Origin of the sequence: Micromonospora sp. NPDC050784 (genome assembly GCF_044456765.1) — a bacterium.
GTDB lineage: Bacteria > Actinomycetota > Actinomycetes > Mycobacteriales > Micromonosporaceae > Micromonospora > Micromonospora foliorum.
The window spans coordinates 234,984-253,483 of sequence record NZ_JBITGG010000006.1 but is presented as its reverse complement, the minus strand read 5'-3'; the positions used below and the strand labels follow the sequence as shown (position 1 = coordinate 253,483).

The window sequence follows — 18,500 nt, the reverse complement described above, 5'->3', positions numbered from 1 at the left end:
TGATGACCGTCGGCGTACGCGAGCAGCCGCGCGGCGCGGGCTCTCCCCGCCCGCGGCCCGGCGCACGTCCCGGCCTGGTCGGTTGGCTCACCGGGTTGGCCGTGCTCGCCGGAGTGGGCTACCGGCTCTGGCTGCTGGGGCACGCCGCGCCGCCGACGAACAGCGACGAGGCCACCATGGGGCTGGCCGCGCTGCACATCGCCCGAGGCGAGGGCTTCCCGGTCTGGTTCTACGGCCAGCAGTACATGGGCACGCTGGAGGCGTACCTGGCCGCGCCGGTGTTCGCCCTCGCCGGTGGGCCGTCGCTGCTCGGCCTGCGGTTGCCCACGCTGGCGCTCTACGCGCTGTTCCTGCTGCTGACCTGGCGGTTGACGCTGCGGCTGACCGGGGACCGGTGGTTCGGGCTGCTGGTGGTCACGCTGCTGGCCCTCGGCTCCGACCGGATCATCAAGAACCAGCTGATCGCCGGCGGCGGCTACCCCGAGATGAACGCGGCCGGGGCGGCGCTGGCCCTGCTCGCCGTGGACCTGGCCACCGGCCGACCGGCCGACGCTGGGCGACCCGGCGGGCGGACGGCCGACGCTGGGCGACCCGGCTGGCGGCTGGCGCGCTGGGCGGCGTGGGGGTTGCTGGCCGGGCTGATGCTCTGGGTCGACCCGCTCGTGCTGCCGTACGTCGCGGCGACCGGCGCGGTCCTCGTCGGGTTCTGCCGCCGGGAGCTGTGGGGTGCCGCCGGGGCGCTGCTCGGGGCGGCGGCCGTGCTGGGTGCGGCCCCGCTGCTGCTGCACAGCCTGCTGACCGGGCGGAACCCGCTGCACGCCGTGCTGGCGGCCAGCGGTGCGAACGCCAGCGCGGGCTGGCCGGACCGGCTGCACGGCGGCCTGGTGCTCGGCCCCGGGCTGGGCCTGGGCTTCTGCGCTCCCGGCCAGTGCGCCACCTGGCAACTCTGGTGGGCGCTCGCCCTGCCGCCGCTGCTGGTCATCGCCGCCGCCACCGCCTGGCGGGCCCTGCGCACCCCCGACCCCGACCCTGCCGCTGTCGGCCCCGGCGCGGTGTCGCCTCGGGTGGCGGCGGCGGTCCGGTTGGCGCTCGTGCTGGCCGCGGTGGCCACCCTCGGCGCGTACACCGTGAGCAGTTCCGCGGGGCTCACCCCGGTGGAGAGTTCCCGCTACCTGTCCTGCCTGCTCATCACCCTGCCGGCGCTGCTCTGGCCGGTGTGGACGGCGGCCCGGCACGGGCTGGGTTCGGCGACGACCAGCCGGCCCGGCATCGGGTCGACGCTAGTCCGGTCGGTCGCGGTGGTGTTGCTCGCCGCCACGCTGGGCACCGCCGCCCACGCCACCTGGCGGGCGGCGGAGACCGTCCCGGCGACCCGGGCCGCCGAGGCCCGGCACACCGAGTTGGTGAACACCCTGCGCCAGCTCGGGGTACGGCACGTACGCGCCGGCTACTGGACCTGCAACCGGCTCACCTTCGCCAGTGCGGAGCGGGTGGTCTGCGCCGTCGTCGACGACACCCTGCGCCCCGGCTTCGACCGCTACCCCGCGTACCGCCGGGAGGTGGACAGCGCGACCGCACCGGCCTGGGTCGCACCGGCCGGCTCGCCCCTGGCGGAGGTGCTCGACGAGCGGCAGCGGGCGACGCCGGGCAGCCTCGACCTGGTCACGATCGAGGGCTGGCGCATCTACCTGCCGCGCTGACCTCGCAGCCCCGGGTGCGCGCCGGCCTCGGTGCGCGCCAGCGCGGCGCGGTGACCTCGGTGCGCGCCAGCGCGGCACGGTGACCTCGGTGCGCGCCGAAGCGGCGGTCTCGGTGCGCGTCAGCGCGGCCCGGCGGCCTCGGTGAGCAGGCCGAGGCGGTGGGCCAGGGCGGCGGCCTCCACCCGGTTGGTCACGCCCAGCTTCGCGATGATCCGGGAGACGTGCACGCTCGCCGTCTTCGGGGAGATGAACAGCTGCTCGGCGATCCGGCTGTTGCTGTGCCCCTCCGCGACCAACCGCAGCACCTCCCGCTCCCGGGCGGTCAGCAGGGCCGCGCCGGCCCCACCCCCGGCCGCACCGCGCAGGCCGACCCGCCGCGCCAGGGTGGCAGCCGCCTCGACCAGCGGCGCCGCGCCCAGCCGCCGGCCGATCTCGGTGGCCTCGGCGACCGCCGCCGCCGTCTCGTCGCGTTCCCCGGCCGCGGCGGTCGCCTCGGCCAGCGCCAGCAACGCCCGGCCCAGTGGGTAGGGCTGCCCGTCGGCCCGCCACGCGTCGACCGCCGCACGCCACGCCGGCAGCGCCTGGTCACCGACCGCGAGCAGCGCGGTGACCTGGGCGGCGTGCGCACGGGCCGCCGGGTGCCGCGCCGGCAGGTCGGTGGCGAGCGCCGCCACGGCGGCGGCCAGCTCCCGGTCACCCACCCGGGCCGCGGTACGCGCGGCGGCGCTGAGCACCGGCCAACCCTCCCGGGGCAGCTGCGGCAGGCTCTCGTCAGCCACCGCGACGCGGGCCGCCCGTACCGCCTCGATCTTGTCGTCCGCGGCCAGCGCCGCCTCGATCGCCAGCTCGTGCAGGGGCAGTCGGTGGTTCGGCCACAGGTACGGCCGACCGAGGAAGGTGAGCGCCCGGTCGACCAGCTCGTCGGCGCCGGGATGGGCGCGGGCCAGCCGCAGCCCGGCACCCAGTTGGAGCCAGTGCAGCCCGGTGACACCGGACAGGTCGATCCGGGCGGCCTCCGCGCAGACCGCCTCGGCCTCGTCCCACCGACCCAGCGCGATGAGCGCCTCGGCCCGGTTGGAGAGCAGGTACGCCCCGGTGGAGCGGCTGATTCCCACCCGTCGCGCCTCGGCCACGCCGGCCTCGGCGGCCTGCGCGGACTCGGCGTAGCGGCCCAACTCGCAGAGCATGTCCGACTCGAACACCATGGCGAGCACCAGGGTCGGCGCGTCCCCCGCCGCACGGGCGGCGGCGGCCGCCTGGCCCAGCTCGGCCAGCCCCCCGGTCAGGTCCCGCTCGCCGTGGCAGAGCAGCGCGATCCGCGTCGACAGCAGGGCCACGTTCACCCCGAACGCCTCGGCGTCGGTGGCGGCCTCGGCTGCCACCCGGGCCGCCTTCTGCGGGTCGATCTTGACCAAATGGGTGGCGATGTCGGCGAGCAGCCGGACCCGCTCCGCGGCGGGCGGGCCACCGGCCGCCAGCCGGTACGCCTCATCCAACTCGCGGCTGCCGTCGCTCTTGCCGAGCAGGGCCATCAGTCGACCCCGCTGGTCCAGCAGGCGGGCGGCGCGCAGCGGCGCGGCGCCGGCGTCCACCTCGGCCAGCCCGGCCCGGGTCAGCGTGATGGCCCGACTGAAATCGCCGGCGGTGACCGCGGCGTCCAGGGTCTGCTCCAGCAACGCCAGGTGGTCCACGCCGAGCAGGTCGGCGGCGTCCGGCACCAGCTCCCACAACTCCAGCGCCCGCTCCAGCAGTCGGCGCTGCTCGGCGTACGCGTACCGGTCGGCGGCGGCGCCCGCGGCGGCCCGCGCGGCGACGAGGGCACGCGGGTGGTCGTGCGCCGCGTACCAGTGGTGGGCGATCTCGGCCGGGGCCCGGCCTGCGGCGACCAGGTGCGGCTGGGCCTCGATGGCGGCGGCGAAGCGGGCGTGCAGCCGGGCGTGCTCACCGGGCAGCAGCTCGTCGTGCACCGCCTCGCGGACCAACGCGTGTCGGAACTCGTAGTCACCGTCCCGGTCGGCCACCACCAACTGGGCGGCGACGGCGGCGCGCAACGCGTCCTCCAGCTCGGCCTCGGGCAGCCCGGCGACCTCGGCGAGCAGGTCATGGGCGAAACGGGTGCCGCCCGCGGCGGCGATCCGCAACACCCGCTGGGTTGGCTCGGGGAGCCGGTCCACCCGCGCCAGCAGCAGATCACGCAGCGTCTCGGGGAGCGCCGCGCAGCCGATCGGGTCACCGGCGACGGTCAACTCCTCGATGAAGAAGGGGTTGCCCTGGGTGCGGTCGTGGACATCGTCGACGGCACGCGCGAGCGGCTCGGCACCGAGCAGGTCGGCGAGGATCGCGGCGGTGCCGTCGCGGTCCAGGCGGCCCAGCTCGACCCGCTCCACCCCACGGGCCCGATCCAGCTCGGCGAGGAACGGGCGCAGTGGGTGCCCGCGCTGCAACTCGTCGGTGCGGTAGGTGCAGACCAGCAGCAGCCGGCCCGGCCTCGCCGCCCGGACGAGGAAGCCGATGAGGTCGCGGGTGGAGCGGTCGGCCCAGTGCAGGTCCTCGATGATCAGGACCAGCGGGCGAGCGTCGGCCAGCCGCTGGAACAGCTCGGCGACCAGGTCGAACAGGTAACCGCGCGGGGCGTCGCTGAGGGGGACGGCACGCGGCGCGGCCAGCGTCGCGGAGGCGCGGCCCAGCTCCGGCAGGAGCGGAGCGAACTCCGCCTCGTAGCCGGCGAAGACCTCGGGGCCGTCGGCGCGGAGCACCGCGCGCAACGCGGCGGCGAACGGGGCGAACGGCAGACCCGCCTCGCCCAGCTCCAGGCACTGGCCGACGAGAACCCGCGCCGCGCCCTCGGTAGCCCAGCCGGCGAACTCCTCCAGCAGCCGGGTCTTACCCACACCCGCCTCACCGCCGACCAGCACGGTGGTCGGCTCCCCGGCCCGCGCCCGGCCCAGCGCCTCGCGCAGTGCCGCGGTCTCGCGGTGACGCCCGACGAGGACGGAACTGGCGGCGCGTACGGTCACGTGTTCGAGCATGCCATGGCGACCCACGCCGCCCACCCCGCCGACCGGCCGGCGGCCGGGCGACGGGGTCGGATCGGGTCGAGCCGCCGCCACCCCGGCGGGCGCCGCGACCATGGCAGCCACGCTCGGCGCCGTAGACGTGGCAGCCACGCTGGGCGCGGTCACCGGCGGGCGTCGCTGGTGCGACCGGCCTGCCTGCGCCGGCCCAACCACCCGCGGCTGACGGAACGCGCCAGCGACCGGGCGAGCCGGTCCGCGGCCGCGTCGGCGCGCAACTCGGCGGCGTGGGTACGGTGCAGGGTGAGCAGGAAATCTGCGTCGTTGCCGAACATGTCGGGCTCCTTCGTGGTGTCGTCGTCTTCTGCTGACGACTCTTCGCGCGAAGGCCCCACCCCGGCATGGGCACGGCGCCTCATCTTCCCCGCCCACAGCCTCCTTACCCGGCCGGTCCGGGCGGGTAAGGCGACGTAAGGTACTCAGCTGCCCCGGCACCCGGACGCGGATCAACCGGGCCGGCGGCGACCACTAGACTCTGCGACATGGCAAAGCCCCAGGAGAAGGTCTCGTTCGGCCAGCGGCTGAAGCAGATCGGGATGGTGTTCCAGTTCACCGCCAAGCAGGACCGGTGGTTCGCGCCGTTGGTCGCCGCGGCGGTGCTGCTCCCGCTCGCGCTCACCGTGGTCGCGGTCATCCTCTGGGGCTGGATCTGGCTGCCGATCGGCATCCTGTTCATCCTGCTCGCGGTGCTGATCGTGCTCAACCTGCGGTCCAACAAGGCGATGATGAACGCCGCCGAGGGGCAACCCGGCGCAGCGGCGCAGATCATGGAGAACATGCGCGGCGACTGGCGGGTGACCCCGGCGGTCAGCTCGACCACCCAGATGGACATGGTCCACCTGGTGATCGGCCGCCCGGGCGTGATCCTGCTGGCCGAGGGAAACCCGCAGCGGGTGCGCGGCCTGCTCGGCCAGGAGAAGCGGCGGCTGTCCAAGGTGATCGGCTCCGCCCCCCTGCACGACTACGTGATCGGGCAGGAGGAGGGCGAGCTGCCGATCCGCAAGCTCCGGACGACGCTGCTGCGCCTGCCCCGCGCCCTCTCCGGCAAGGACGTCAACTCACTGGACAAGCGACTCAAGGCGCTCACCGCTAGGCCGCAGATGCCCAAGGGCGCGATCCCGAAGAACATGCGGCCGCCAGGCGCCTTCCGCCAGTCGCGGGGCCGCTGACCCCAGGTGTACGCGAAGGAGCCGGACCCGTGCGGGTCCGGCTCCTTCGCGTACACCCTCATGCCGCCCGCCCCCGACGCGCCGGCCGCCCGGCGCCTCGCCCCGGCCTGCCGCCCCAGTTCGCGCCCACGCCCCGGCCTGCCGCCCCAGTTCGCGCCCACGCCCCGGCCTGCCGCCCGAGTTCGCGCCGACGCCCGGATTGGGCTGACCACCGCCCGGCCTGGCCCGCCGCCTCGACCTCCCCGCTCCCTCCGGCCTCCGCGGCTCCTGGCCCCGGCCCTCGGCCTCGGCCATGATCGTGCTCGATCCTGTATGTAGTGGCCTCGTGCACGGTGGATGCCACTACATACTGGATCGAGTGCGATCTTGCGGGTCGCGGGTCGCGGGTCGCGCGGTCGCGGGCCCCGGGTCGGCCTTGATGGGTCGGCTCAGGCGCGGGGGGCGTCGACGATGACCGAGTCGGCGAGTCGGTCGTGCAGGCCGCGCCGGTGCTCGTCCATGATCAGCGCGGGGACGACCAGGGCCAGCAGCAGGCCACGGATCAACCCTCGGAGCACGCCGATCCGGCCGCCGTCGTGCCAGTTCACGCAGCGGATCTTGGTGATGTACATGCCCGGCGTCTGGGCGAACAGGCCGAGGAAGATGCCGTAGACCAGGACCAGCACCAGCACCGGCGCCCAGCCGTCGCGTACCGGGTCGGCGAAGAAGTTGGACACCAGCAGGCAAAGCACCCAGTCGATGATCAGCGCACCGAACCGCCGACCGAGGCTCGGCGCGGTGAAGGTGGGGTCGGTGGCCGGCGCTGCCGGGAGGTGCGGATTGGTCACAGCGGTCAAGGGTATCCGCGCCGAGATGAGGGCCGGCCGGGTGCCGCCGCCGCTGTGTGCCGATTCAGGCCAAAGGCATCAGATGTCATTACACTGGCACAGTCGGTACGGCGTTCCTGGCGGGCCGGAGGCGTGGACAGGGGTGTCGCTGACGCTCCGCGAGGGACGTAACACGGCAGAAACAACGGAGACACGGCCGGGCAACCCCCCGGCCCTAGCGTCGCCAGAAGCCTAGCCACCCCGTGGACGTGCCAGGAGGATGTGTGTTCGCCAATCCCGAGGAACTGCTGCGATACCTCAAGAACGAGGACGTGAAGTTCGTCGACGTTCGTTTCTGTGACCTGCCCGGCGTGATGCAGCACTTCAACCTGCCGGTCGAGTCCGTCAACGACGACCTCTTCACCGACGGCCTCGCGTTCGACGGTTCGTCGATCCGCGGTTTCCAGGCGATCCACGAGTCGGACATGCTCCTGCTCCCGGATGTCGCCACCGCGTTCATCGACCCGTTCCGCGCGCAGAAGACTCTCGCGCTCAACTTCTTCATCCACGACCCGTTCACCCGCGAGGCCTACAGCCGCGACCCGCGCAACGTGGCGAAGAAGGCCGAGGCGTACCTGGCGGCGAGCGGCATCGCCGACACCGCCTACTTCGGCGCCGAGGCGGAGTTCTACATCTTCGACTCGATCCGCCACGAGACCTCGGCGCACCAGTCGTTCTACTACATCGACTCGATCGAGGGCGCCTGGAACACCGGCCGCGAAGAGCCCGGCGGCAACCGCGGCTACAAGACCGCGTACAAGGGCGGCTACTTCCCCGTCCCGCCGGTGGACCACTACGCCGACCTGCGCGACTCGATCGTGCGCCGCCTCGTCGACACCGGCTTCAACGTGGAGCGCTCGCACCACGAGGTGGGCACCGCCGGCCAGTCCGAGATCAACTACCGGTTCTCCACCCTGCTGCACGCCGGTGACCAGCTCCAGCTCTTCAAGTACATCGTGAAGAACGAGGCCTGGGCCAACGGCAAGACCGCGACCTTCATGCCCAAGCCGCTCTTCGGCGACAACGGCTCCGGCATGCACACCCACCAGAGCCTCTGGCTCAACGGTGAGCCGCTGTTCTACGACGAGACCGGCTACGCCGGCCTGTCCGACATGGCCCGCTGGTACATCGGCGGTCTGCTGCACCACGCCCCGTCGCTGCTGGCCTTCACCAACCCGACGGTCAACTCGTACCGCCGCCTGGTGCCGGGCTTCGAGGCGCCGGTCAACCTGGTCTACTCCCAGCGCAACCGGTCCGCCTGCACGCGCATCCCGGTGACCGGTGCGAACCCGAAGGCCAAGCGCGTGGAGTTCCGCGTCCCGGACCCGTCGGCCAACGTCTACCTGGCCTTCTCGGCCATGATGATGGCCGGCCTGGACGGCATCAAGAGCAAGATCGAGCCGCCGACGCCGATCGACAAGGACCTCTACGACCTCCCGCCGGAGGAGTGGGGCGACGTCAAGCAGGTGCCGGGCTCGCTGCCGGCCGTGCTCGACTCGCTCGAGGCCGACCACGACTACCTGCTCGACGGTGGCGTCTTCACCCCCGACCTGATCTCCACCTGGATCGACTGGAAGCGCGCCAACGAGGTCGACCCGGTGCGCCTGCGCCCGACCCCGCACGAGTTCGCCATGTACTACGACTGCTGAGCAGTCACTGCACCACCGGCTCGGGCCGGCTTCGCGTTCGCGGAGCCGGCCCGACCCGTTTCCCCCTTTCGACACCCTCTCCAGCGACGCGGATCTTGGCGCGAAGTATGGCGGGGCGAGGGGGCGGGAGGTGTGGTGTGGCAAGGCTCGGGGTGTGAGGGCGCGGGGCGCAACTCCAGGGATGTTGCTGCCTCCGACGCCCGGGAGGCAGCACTTACCCTGCGGTTGCGCGGATCTTGGGTCTGGCCTCGGCCAAGATCGTGCTCAATCCTGGATTGAGGGGCCTCGAACGCGCCGAGAGGCCACTACATCCACGTTCGAGCACGATCTTGAGCATCCGACCCCGGTGATCATGAGGTTAGCCAGGAGTTATGTCCGGTTCATCTCGGCCAACTCCATGATCAACTCGGTCGGTCGCTCCCGGGGCCACTGCGCGCGGCGGGGGTGGTGGTGGCCGGGGTGGGCGACGGGCGGCGCAGGGTGCGCACGAGCACGGTCAGGAGCAGTGCGGTCATCGCCAGGGCGCCGGGTGCCTTGGTGACACGGGCCAGGTTGGTGCCGTCGGGCAGGGCGAGGAAGGCCGCCGCCGCGGCGGGCAACACGAACCACGTCGTACCGGCGGCGGTGAGCGCGAGCAGCGCCAGCGGCCAGGTCGCGTACCAGGGGTGGAAGACCGGGGACAGGACGACGGTGGCGACCAGCGCCAACGCCGCACCGTGCAGCGGCACCCGGGACCGCGCCAGCCAGGGACCCGCTCCATCAGGACACGCCACCTCGGGAGACACAACCTCGTTCAGGCTGCGCAGGGTCCGCCAGGCTCGCCACCAGAGCACCGCCAGCACCCCGACGAGCAGCAGCAGCGCGACCGCCCGGACGACCGGCACCGCCTGTGGGTCCCGGCCGACCAGCCCACCCGCGTAGTCGATCACGAAGCCCACGGCGGTGGGTGGTGACGTCCACTGCTCGGAGTCGCCGCTGTGGGTCAGCCCACCCACCCAGCCGAAGCCGAGGCCGGACACCGTCGAGGTGACCAGCAGCGCGGCGAGCAGCCCGCCGGCCAGCCAACCACCGTGGCGCAGCACTGCCCGCACCGTGTACCGGCTAGGCATCCCGGCCAGCACGGCGAACGGCACCACCACCACGGCGGTGGCCTTCACCGTGACCGCCAGCCCGAGCAGCGCTCCGGCCAGCAGCAACGCCGCCGGCCGACCCGGTCGACGGACCACGACCAGCAGCCCACACAGCAGCAGGCCCAGCATCACGGCGTCGTTGTGCGCGCCGGCCACCAGGTGTACGCCGACCAGTGGACCGGCCAGCGCCAACCAGGCGGCCCGCCGGGTGGGTACTCCGGCCGCCCGAGCCAGACCGGGCAGGCAGAGTGCGGCCACCAGCAGCCCGGCCACGGCGATCACGCGCAGCGCCACGATGGTGCCGGTGAGCCCGCCACCGAGGCCGACCGCGAACGCCGCGAGCAGGACGAACACCGGCCCGTACGGTGCCGGGGTGTCCCGCCAGATCGGGGCCACCGTGTCCAGCCAGGGGCAGCCCGCCGCCGCCACCCCCACGGTGTACGGGTCGACGCCGTGCGCGTACGTCCAGCCCTGGCAGGCGTACGAGTAGACGTCCCGGCTGCCTAGCGGCGGCGCGACCAGCAGCGGTAGTGCCCACAGCCCGGCGGTGACGTACGCCCAACGAATCGACGGCGCGCCACCGCGCAGCGACCACCACGCCCCGACCAGCAGGATGGTGCCGACCAGCCAGCAGGTCAGCGTCGCCGGGCCGTCCGGGGCTCGCCAGATCGACGCGGGTGTCGCGCCGAGCGGGGCGTCGGGCAGCGCCCCGCCGAGGTATCCGGCCACGGCGAGCAGGACCGCGCCGGCCAGGCCCGCGTACCGGGCACCCGATGCCGCCAACGACACAGGCGGCGGCGAAACAGGCGGGCCGGGAGAGGTCACCGGCGCACCTTCCCTCAATCGGCGGCGACCGGCTGACGGGCCGCCCGAGCCGACCGTACCAACCGGATGACCAGCACGATCACCAACAGCGTCATCAGCGGCGCCCCGACCGTCTTGGTGTACCGGGGCAGCCCGGTGCCGTCGGGCAGCACCAGGAACGACGCGACCACTGCGACCACGGTGAACCATCGGGTCCGTTGGGCGGTGGCCGCCAGCACGAACAGCGGCCAGGTCCAGTACCAGGGGTGCACCACGGGGGCGAGCGCGACGGTGAGGGCGAGCGCGAGACCGGCGTGGTACAGCGGGTCACGGGTGCGCGCGCGCCACCAGAGCCAGACGAGCAGGACGGCCAGGAGGACGACGGCGATCCCGCGGGTGACCGGCAGCGCGTCGATGTGAGCGCCGAACAGCGCCGCGACGTACCCGATCGTCTGCCCGACGGCGGTCGGCGGGGAGGTCCAGGCGATGGCGGCACCGCCCTGGGACAGCCCACCGACCCAACCGAAGTCCAGCCCACCGGCGATGGTCACCCCGACCACTGTGGCGGCCGTGCCACCGACCACCCAGCCGCCGTCGCGGATCAGCGTTCGGATCCGGTACGGCCCGGCGGTGGCCGCCAGCGCGGCGAACGGCACCACCACCACGGCGGTCACCTTGATGGCCACCGCGACTCCGAGGAGCAGCCCGCCGACCAGCAGCATTCCGCGCCGGCCCGGGTGCGCGGCCACCACGGCGAGCCCACCGACAAGCGCGGCGAGCATCAGGACGTCGTTGTGGGGACCACCGACCAGGTGCGCGGCGACCAGCGGGGAACCCAACGCCAGCCACACCGCCCGCTTCGCCGGCACACCGGCCCGGCGGGCCAACGCCGGTAGGGCCCACGCGGTGAGCAGCACGCCGACCAGCGACAGCGCACGGAACAGCACGATGCTGGCGGTCAGCGAACCGGTGGCCTTCACCACGGCGCCCGCGATGAGTACGAACAGCGGCCCGTACGGCGCCGGGGTGTCCCGCCAGATGACCGAGACCGTGTCCAGCCAGGGGCAGGGCAGCGCGGAGACGCCCTGCTCGTACGGGCTGATGCCGCCGACGAAGCTGGCGCCCTGGCAGGCGTACGCGTACACGTCCCGGCTGCCGAAGGGCGGTGCGACCAGCAACGGCAGCAGCCAGAGCCCGACGGTGAGCAGGGCCCACCGCGTCGACGGTCCCCCGTCGCGCAGTGCCCACCAGGCGTACGCCATCAGGCCGGTGCCGACCAACCAGGCGGCGAGGATCAGCGGGCCGTCGGGCCCCTGCCAGATGCTGACCGGGGTGCTGCGCAGGGGGCCGCTGGGGAACGCGCCGCCGAGGAACGCGGAGAACGCGAGCAGCATCGAGCCGGCCAGGCCGGTCCAGCGCGCGAGGTGGGAAGGCACGCCCGACATGCTGCCAGCATCATGACGGGGTGCCGACGGCAGGCACGGGTCAGCAGTGGCGCGCCGGCGCCAGCCCGCTCGAGATCGAGTAGTCGCCGGCGGCCCGGACCCGCACCTCGGTCCACCCGTCCGCGCCCGGCCGCAGGCAGCCGTCCGGGCCGCTCAACGTGAGCCAGCGCGACCAGCGCACCCGGACCGGCACGTCCCCGGGCGTGGCGGTCAACCGGACCGCACCGCGGTCGGCGGTGACGAGTCGACCCGGGGCGCCGACCAGCGGGGTCGGGTCGACCACGGCGTACATCCGCCAGGTCGGGTCGTGCCAGACCTCCCGCAGGTACGGCAGGCCGGCGCGGATCAGCGCGGCCTCGTCGCGGCCCCACCGGTCGGCGGGTGCGTCCGGGGCGATCACCACGTAGCTCACCGCCTCGTGCCGTAACCACTGCTCGTACGTCTGCGCGCTCAGGCTGCCGTCGTAGAACAGCGCGTTGCGGTCGCTGTCGACCTGGCGTTCCCAACCCCGGGCCAGTGGCACGGTCGGTGGCAGGTACGCGGACTCCCAGTGGTCCCGCAGCGGCACCACCTCGACCCGCCCGGCCGGCTGCCGCCTGTCGAGTTCGGCGACGAGCGGTTGGTAGAAGCTCTCCGCGCTCTCGGGAGCGCCGGCCCGGGTCAGATCGCTCACCATCACCGGGGACTGCCACCACACGGTCGCGGCGAGCAGCCCGGCCAGCCACGGCCCCGGCAACGCGGCGTACCCGGCCAGCACGGGCAGGGCGAACAGCATCGGCAGTCGTAGCGCGTTGGACCCGATCGGGCTGGGCAGGTAGTACGCCCCGACCAGAAGCAGCACGGTGAGCACCGCGCCGACGCGCAACACCCGGCGGCGGCGCGGCAGTACGACCGCCACCAGCACCGCGAGCGCGACGTTGATGCGCATCGACTCGGCCGAGTACGGCTGGGTGCCGCCGTTGCCGAAGACGAACGCCATCGGGGCGAGCGTGACGGCGGGCGCCACGGCCAGGACGAACCCCTCGGCCAGTGGTCGCTCGGCTCGTAACCCTCCGGGCAGCGGTCGGCCCGGCCCGTCACCGGTACGCAGGGCGGCCAGCAGCAACGCCGCGCCGGCCAGCCCGGTGAACAGGCCGGCGACCGGGCTGGCCGCCGTCGCCAGGGCGGCGCAGCCGGCGGCGAGCGTCAACCGGAGCCAGCGCGGTGGGCGTTCCGCGCTGACCGCGCAGAGCGCCAGCAGCCCGAACGCCAGCCCGACCGCGAAGGTGATCCGACCGCTCGCCAGGTTGCCGACCAGCACCACCGCGCCGAGGACGCCGGCCAGCAGCGGCCGGCGGGCCCGGTTGCGGGTGAACAGCCAACCCAGCGCGGCCGCGCCGACCACGGCGGCGACCGCCCCCAGCGGACGCACCCCGATCAGCTCGCCCAACCGGGCGGTGAAGAGGCTGTAGCCGTACTGGTTGACGCCGCCGTACCAGCCGAAGTCGACAGGCGCGGCCCCGTACCGCTCGGTGAAGCCGGCACGGGCCACCTGGGCGGCGAGGTCGGTGCCCATCGGCGGCGTGAGGAGGAACGCGACGGCGAGCACGACGGCGGCTCCGGTCGCCGCCGCCCAGCCGGTGCCCGCGCTGCGTAGCCCGGTCGGGCGCGGCGACGCGTCAGGCATCGAGGACCCGTTCGGCCGCGGCGCGGGAGCGGCGGCCGGTGCGCAGGTACTCGTCGAGGAACTCCCCCGGGTCGTCGCGGCCGAGCAGCCGGGCCACCCCGGCCAGCTCCACCCCGTGCCGGGGCAGTTGGTCGCCGGCCCGGCCCCGGACCAGCATCAACGCGTTGCGGACCTGCGCGGCCAGGGCCCAACCGGCGGCCATCTCCGCGGCGTCCGCCGGGTCGATCAGGCCGGCCCGCTCGGCCGCCGCGAGGGCGTCGAGGGTACGCGTGCCGCGCAGCTCCGGGATCGCGCCGGCGTGCCGGAGCTGGACGAGTTGCACCGCCCACTCCACGTCGGCGAGTCCACCGCGCCCCAGTTTGGTGTGGGTGGCCGGGTCGGCGCCACGGGGCAGCCGTTCGGTCTCCACCCGGGCCTTGATCCGCCGGATCTCGACGACCTGCTCGCGGGTCAGCCCGTCGGCCGGGTAGCGCACCGGCTCGATCATCGCCTCGAACTCGGCGCCCAGGGCGGCGTCACCGCAGACGAACCGGGCGCGCAGCAGTGCCTGCGCCTCCCACACCCGCGACCAGCGGGCGTAGTACTGCGCGTACGCGGCGAGGCTGCGTACCAGCGGACCCTGGCGGCCCTCGGGTCGCAGGTCGGCGTCGACGCCCAGCGGCGGGTCGGGGGCGGGTACGCCGAGCAGTCGGCGCAGTTCCTCGGCGACGGCGTGCGCGGCGGCGCTGGCGGCGCTCTCGCTGGTGCCCGGCGGCGGGTCGTAGACGAAGAGCACGTCGGCGTCGGAGAGGTAGTTCGACTCGTACCCGCCGAGCCGGCCCATGCCGATCACGGCGAACCGCAGCCCTTCCGGTGCCGGTTGGCTGGCCTGGGCGGCCCGCAGAGCGGCGGCCAGGGTGGCGTCGGTGACGTCGGCGAGCGCCGTACCGACCTCGGTGATGTCGGACAGCCCGCGGGCGGGCCGGTTGGCGCCGTCGGCCCGGGTGGGGCTGGGGGCCAGCGCGCCCGCCCGGCAGAGCACGTCGGCGCAGGCCACCCGGACCAACTCCCGACGGCGCAGCGCGCGGACCGCGCTGGTGGCCTCGACCGGGTCGGTGTGCCGGGCCGCCGCCGCCAGGAACCCCTCCCGCAGCACCTCGGGCGCGCGTGGCGCCAACTCGTTCTCCTCGGCCAGCAGCCGCAGCGCCTCCGGGTCGCGGGCGAGCAGGTCGGCGACGTACCGGGACAGGGCGAGGACCCGGGCCAGCCGACGGGCGACCGGGCCGCCGTCGCGCAGCAGCCGCAGATACCAGGGGGTGCTGCCCAGCTTGTCGGAGACCTTGCGGTAGTTGAGCAGCCCCCGGTCCGGCTCGGGCGCGTCGGCGAACTCGCTGAGCAGCACCGGCAGCAACGTGCGCTGGATGGCCGCCGTGCGGCTCACCCCGCCGGTGAGCGCCTGGAGGTGGCGCAACGCCCCGGCCGGGTCGGCGAAACCGAGGATCTCCAGGCGGTTCCTGGCCGCCTCCGGGGTGAGCCGCAGCCCGTCGGCCGGCACCCGGGCCACCGACTCCAGCAGCGGCCGGTAGAGCAGTTTGGCGTGCAGTCGGCGTACCTCGGTGGCGTGGGTGACCCACTCGGCCCGGAAGCTCTCCACGGCGCTGCGCCCCGGCGCGGCCGTGAAACCCAGCGCGGCGGCGAGCCAGCGCAGCGCGCCCGGCTCGGCGGGCACGGTGTGCGTACGACGCAGACCCTGGAGTTGCAGCCGGTGCTCGACGCTGCGCAGGAAACGGTAGCCGCGCAACAGGGCCTCGCCGTCGGCCCGACCGACGTAGCCGCCCGCGACGAGCGCGCGCAGCGCCGGGATGGTGCCGGGCGGGCGCAGCGTCTCGTCGCCGCGACCGTGCACGAGTTGCAGCAACTGGACGGCGAACTCGATGTCGCGCAGCCCGCCCGGGCCGCGCTTGATCTCGCGTTCCAGCTCCTTGGGCGGGATGTGGTCGATGATCCGGCGGCGCATGGCGCGGACGTCCTCGACCGCCTCGGGCCGCTCGGCCGCCCGCCAGACCAGCGGCGCGAGCTGGTCGATCCACTCCTGGGCCAGCGGCAGGTCCCCGGCGGCCGGGCGGGCCTTGAGCAGCGCCTGGAACTCCCAGGTACGCGCCCACCGCCGGTAGTAGGCCAGGTGACTGGCGAGGGTCCGCACCAGCGGGCCCCGGCTGCCCTCGGGGCGCAGCGCGGCGTCCACCGGCCAGGCGACCAGCCCGCAGATGGAGATCAGTCGGGTCGCCACCTGGGTCGCGGCGGACAGGTCGGCGTCCTCGGCGGCCACGAAGATGACGTCCACGTCGGAGACGTAGTTCAGTTCACCGCCACCGCACTTGCCCATCGCCACGACCGCCAGCCGGGGCCGCTCGGTGCCCTCCGCCAACTCCGCGACCGCGATCGCGTACGCGGCGGAGAGCGTCGCGTCGGCCAGCGCCGAGAGCGCGGCCATGGTCTGCTCCAGGCCGCGACCGCCGGTCAGGTCGGCCGCCGCGATCCGCAACAACGCCAGGCGGTACGCGGCCCGCAACGCCGCCACCGGGTTGCCGCCGCCGGTCGGCTCCAGCCGCCCCTCGGCGGTCGGGGCGAGCCCGTCCGGGGCGGTCCGCAGCGCCTGGTAGTGCTCGGGGTGGGCCACCAGATGGTCGCCGAGCGCCGACGAGGCACCGAGCACGGCGATCAGCCGCCGCCGCAGCCCGGGGTCCTTGTGCAGGTCCGCGAGCAGCGGCGATTCCGCGCGGCTACCGGCGCCGCCTTCGGTGCCGCGGCTACCGGCGCCGCCGTCGGTGGTGCGGCCTTCGGCCTCGACGATGCGGTGCAGCTGGCGCAGCGCCAGGTCCGGGTCGGCGGCCCGGGACAGCGCGGCGAGCAGCTCCGCGGCGGCCTCGTCGACCGGCTCCTGCTCGACCGGCCGCCACAGCCGCAGCCCCTCCGGGCCGAGCAGGTCCGCGGCGCGTGCGCCGCCATCGCCTTCGGCGGTGCCGAAGCCGTACCGGGCGAGCCGGCCCGGTGCCCTGGTCGGCCGGCTCATCAGTGCCCGAGCAGCGGCAGGCCGCGCCGCGTCGTGCTGTCGTCCAGCTCCCCGAGGGCCAGCGCGGCGAACCGGGCGGCGAACGGTTGCCAGACCTCCTCGACGTCGGCCAGCACCGAGGCGCAGGCCGCGACCACCAGCTCCGGGTCGTAGCCCAGCTCGGCGAGTTGGGTCGAGTCGGTGGCCCAGTCGGCGATCATCGCGGCGTCGCACTCGATGTGGAACTGCAACCCCCACGCCCGGTCACCGAGGCGGAACGCCTGATGCGGGTAGCGGGTGGACGCGGCCAGCAGCGTCGCGCCCCGGGGCAGCTCGGTGATCTCGTCGGCGTGCCACTGGAGCACGTCCGGGATCAACGGCACGTACCGGAACAGCGGGTCGTTCTCGGCGGCGTCACGCCGGCCGACCACGCCGGGGCCGATCTCAGGCCCGGACGGGCTGCGCTCCACCGACCCGGCGTGCGCGGTGGCGAGCAGCTGCGCGCCCAGGCAGACCGCCAGGGTCGGCACCCGGTACCGGACCGCCTTGCGCAGCAGGCCCTCGACGGCGGGAAACCACGGTGCCCCGGGCGAGCCGTCCGGCAACGGGTACGCCTGTTGGTCGCCGCCGAGCACCACCAGCGCCGCGTACCCCTCCAGGTCGGCGGGGAGCTCGTCGCCGGCGTGCGGGCGCACCACCCACAACTCCAGCCCAGCCTCGGTCAGCCACTCACCCAGCCGGCGCGCGTCGTCCGTCGGGTCGTTCTCGATCACCAGCGCGGTTGCCACCCGTCGAGGCTAGCCGGTACGCCACACGGCACCACGCCCCGGCACGGGCGCGCGTCGTCCCGCCGCCCGTGCGCGGGTCCGGGCCACGGCGGGGTGGTTAGGCTCTGCGGTTGTGATCAGCGAGGACACCGCCGCCGTACGCCCGCCCGTGCTGCGCCCGGGTGACACGGTGCTGCTGGTGTCGCCGTCCGGGCCGACCTCGCCGGAGCGGGTGGCCCGGGGCATGGAGCTGCTCACCGGCTGGGGCCTGCGCCCGGTGCCGGCACCAAACGCGTACGCCCGCCACGGCTACCTCGCCGGCACCGACGACAGGCGCGCCGCCGACCTGAACGCGGCCTTCGCCGACCCTGACGTGCGCGGGGTGATCTGCACTCGGGGCGGGTACGGCGCCCAGCGGATCGTGGACGCCATCGACATGGCCGCCGTTCGCCGTGATCCGAAGGTGGTGGCTGGCTTCTCGGACATCACCGCGTTGCAGTTCGCACTGTGGCGGGGCGCCCGCCTGGCCGGGGTGCACGGTCCCGGGGCGGCCTGGCGCGACGAACGGACGCCGCTGCGTTCCGCCGAGTCCCTGCACGCGGCGCTGATGACGACCGAACCGGTGTCGATCACCGCGGTCCCCACCGAGGAGACCTTCGGCGTACGCGTCCCCGGTCGCGCCACCGGCACCCTGCTCGGCGGCAACCTGTGCCTGATCGCCGCGTCGATCGGCACCCCGGACCTACCCGACCTGACCGGTGCGGTGCTGTTGATCGAGGACGTGCAGGAGCCCCCGTACAAGGTCGACCGGATGCTCACGCACCTGCGCCGGGCCGGCGCGCTGGACGGACTGGCCGGGGTGGCGGTCGGGCAGTTCACCGACTGCGGAGACGGCTGGGACACAACGATCGTCGACGTCCTCACCGAACGCCTCGGCGACCTGGGCGTACCGGTCCTCGGCGGCCTCCCCATCGGCCACGGCCCCAACCAGCTCACAGTCCCGGTGGGCACAACCGCGACCCTCGACACCACCACCGCCACCCTCACCGCAACCCCCGCAGTCCAGTAACCCCCGTACCCCTCCCTCCCCCGGCCCTCCCTCCCCCCGCCCCGGCGTCGTTGATCATGAAGTTGTTGTCACTCGCCACGGCGTGTCGCGGCAATAACTTCATGATCGCCGCCGGGTTGGTGGGGTTGGG

12 protein-coding genes are annotated in these 18,500 nt (G+C 74.3%); 4 read left to right on the top strand and 8 right to left on the bottom strand.

Translation table 11 applies throughout. The features are described 5' to 3' along the window. Positions 1–2: 2 nt before the first annotated feature. Complete coding sequence (locus ACIBD9_RS10990; RefSeq protein ID WP_396716560.1) at positions 3–1,700, top strand: hypothetical protein; 1,698 nt, start codon at positions 3–5, stop codon at positions 1,698–1,700. 119 nt (positions 1,701–1,819) lie between these two features. Here ACIBD9_RS10990 and ACIBD9_RS10985 read toward each other — a convergent pair whose 3' ends face one another. Together ACIBD9_RS10985 and ACIBD9_RS10980 are read right to left on the bottom strand one after the other, a co-directional pair. Continuing rightward, positions 1,820–4,831, bottom strand: a complete 3,012-nt coding sequence (locus tag ACIBD9_RS10985; protein ID WP_396716704.1) for an AAA family ATPase — start codon at positions 4,829–4,831, stop codon at positions 1,820–1,822. Positions 4,832–4,878: 47 nt separating this feature from the next. Then, on the bottom strand, positions 4,879–5,049 hold the full coding sequence (locus ACIBD9_RS10980) for a hypothetical protein (RefSeq protein WP_396716558.1): 171 nt from the start codon (positions 5,047–5,049) through the stop codon (positions 4,879–4,881). 207 nt (positions 5,050–5,256) lie between these two features. Here ACIBD9_RS10980 and ACIBD9_RS10975 point away from each other — a divergent pair, with 207 nt between their 5' ends. Next, on the top strand, positions 5,257–5,943 hold the full coding sequence (locus tag ACIBD9_RS10975; protein WP_124822539.1) for a DUF4191 domain-containing protein: 687 nt from the start codon (positions 5,257–5,259) through the stop codon (positions 5,941–5,943). A gap of 428 nt (positions 5,944–6,371) precedes the next feature. Here ACIBD9_RS10975 and ACIBD9_RS10970 read toward each other — a convergent pair whose 3' ends face one another. Next, on the bottom strand, positions 6,372–6,770 hold the full coding sequence (locus ACIBD9_RS10970; RefSeq protein WP_396716556.1) for an RDD family protein: 399 nt from the start codon (positions 6,768–6,770) through the stop codon (positions 6,372–6,374). 263 nt (positions 6,771–7,033) lie between these two features. Here ACIBD9_RS10970 and glnA point away from each other — a divergent pair, with 263 nt between their 5' ends. Further along, entirely contained in the window at positions 7,034–8,458 is a 1,425-nt protein-coding gene (glnA, locus tag ACIBD9_RS10965; protein WP_396716554.1) for a type I glutamate--ammonia ligase, read from the top strand. A 401-nt stretch (positions 8,459–8,859) separates the two neighbouring features. Here glnA and mptB (ACIBD9_RS10960) read toward each other — a convergent pair whose 3' ends face one another. The 5 genes from mptB (ACIBD9_RS10960) to ACIBD9_RS10940 are packed head-to-tail and all read right to left on the bottom strand — an operon-like array spanning position 8,860 to position 17,322. Beyond that, positions 8,860–10,413: a polyprenol phosphomannose-dependent alpha 1,6 mannosyltransferase MptB gene (gene mptB / locus ACIBD9_RS10960; RefSeq protein WP_396716552.1), complete on the bottom strand. Its 1,554-nt coding sequence runs from the start codon at positions 10,411–10,413 to the stop codon at positions 8,860–8,862. Between the two features lie 14 nt (positions 10,414–10,427). Then, positions 10,428–11,837 (bottom strand): polyprenol phosphomannose-dependent alpha 1,6 mannosyltransferase MptB, encoded by a 1,410-nt coding sequence (mptB, locus tag ACIBD9_RS10955; RefSeq protein ID WP_396716550.1) that lies wholly within the window; start codon positions 11,835–11,837, stop codon positions 10,428–10,430. Positions 11,838–11,877: 40 nt separating this feature from the next. After that, the gene (locus ACIBD9_RS10950) at positions 11,878–13,503 is read right to left on the bottom strand and encodes a hypothetical protein (protein ID WP_396716548.1); all 1,626 of its coding nucleotides are present in this window, start codon (positions 13,501–13,503) and stop codon (positions 11,878–11,880) included. Beyond that, the gene (locus ACIBD9_RS10945) at positions 13,496–16,555 is read right to left on the bottom strand and encodes a bifunctional [glutamine synthetase] adenylyltransferase/[glutamine synthetase]-adenylyl-L-tyrosine phosphorylase (protein WP_396716546.1); all 3,060 of its coding nucleotides are present in this window, start codon (positions 16,553–16,555) and stop codon (positions 13,496–13,498) included. The genes ACIBD9_RS10950 and ACIBD9_RS10945 overlap by 8 nt, the downstream gene beginning before the upstream one ends. Beyond that, complete coding sequence (locus ACIBD9_RS10940; protein WP_396716544.1) at positions 16,555–17,322, bottom strand: type 1 glutamine amidotransferase; 768 nt, start codon at positions 17,320–17,322, stop codon at positions 16,555–16,557. Before ACIBD9_RS10940 ends, ACIBD9_RS10945 begins: the two co-directional genes overlap by 1 nt. Before the next feature lie 112 nt (positions 17,323–17,434). On the opposite strand from ACIBD9_RS10940, the gene ACIBD9_RS10935 reads away from it, so the two are divergent. Then, positions 17,435–18,370: an LD-carboxypeptidase gene (locus tag ACIBD9_RS10935; protein ID WP_396716542.1), complete on the top strand. Its 936-nt coding sequence runs from the start codon at positions 17,435–17,437 to the stop codon at positions 18,368–18,370. Positions 18,371–18,500 lie beyond the last annotated feature (130 nt).

Coding starts and splice junctions, on each gene's coding strand:
- ACIBD9_RS10990 (WP_396716560.1), top strand. CDS start 3: ATGACCGTCGGCGTACGCGAGCAGCCGCGCGGCGCGGGCTCTCCCCGC.
- ACIBD9_RS10985 (WP_396716704.1), bottom strand. CDS start 4,831: ATGGTCGCGGCGCCCGCCGGGGTGGCGGCGGCTCGACCCGATCCGACC.
- ACIBD9_RS10980 (WP_396716558.1), bottom strand. CDS start 5,049: ATGTTCGGCAACGACGCAGATTTCCTGCTCACCCTGCACCGTACCCAC.
- ACIBD9_RS10975 (WP_124822539.1), top strand. CDS start 5,257: ATGGCAAAGCCCCAGGAGAAGGTCTCGTTCGGCCAGCGGCTGAAGCAG.
- mptB (WP_396716550.1), bottom strand. CDS start 11,837: ATGTCGGGCGTGCCTTCCCACCTCGCGCGCTGGACCGGCCTGGCCGGC.
- ACIBD9_RS10950 (WP_396716548.1), bottom strand. CDS start 13,503: ATGCCTGACGCGTCGCCGCGCCCGACCGGGCTACGCAGCGCGGGCACC.
- ACIBD9_RS10945 (WP_396716546.1), bottom strand. CDS start 16,555: ATGAGCCGGCCGACCAGGGCACCGGGCCGGCTCGCCCGGTACGGCTTC.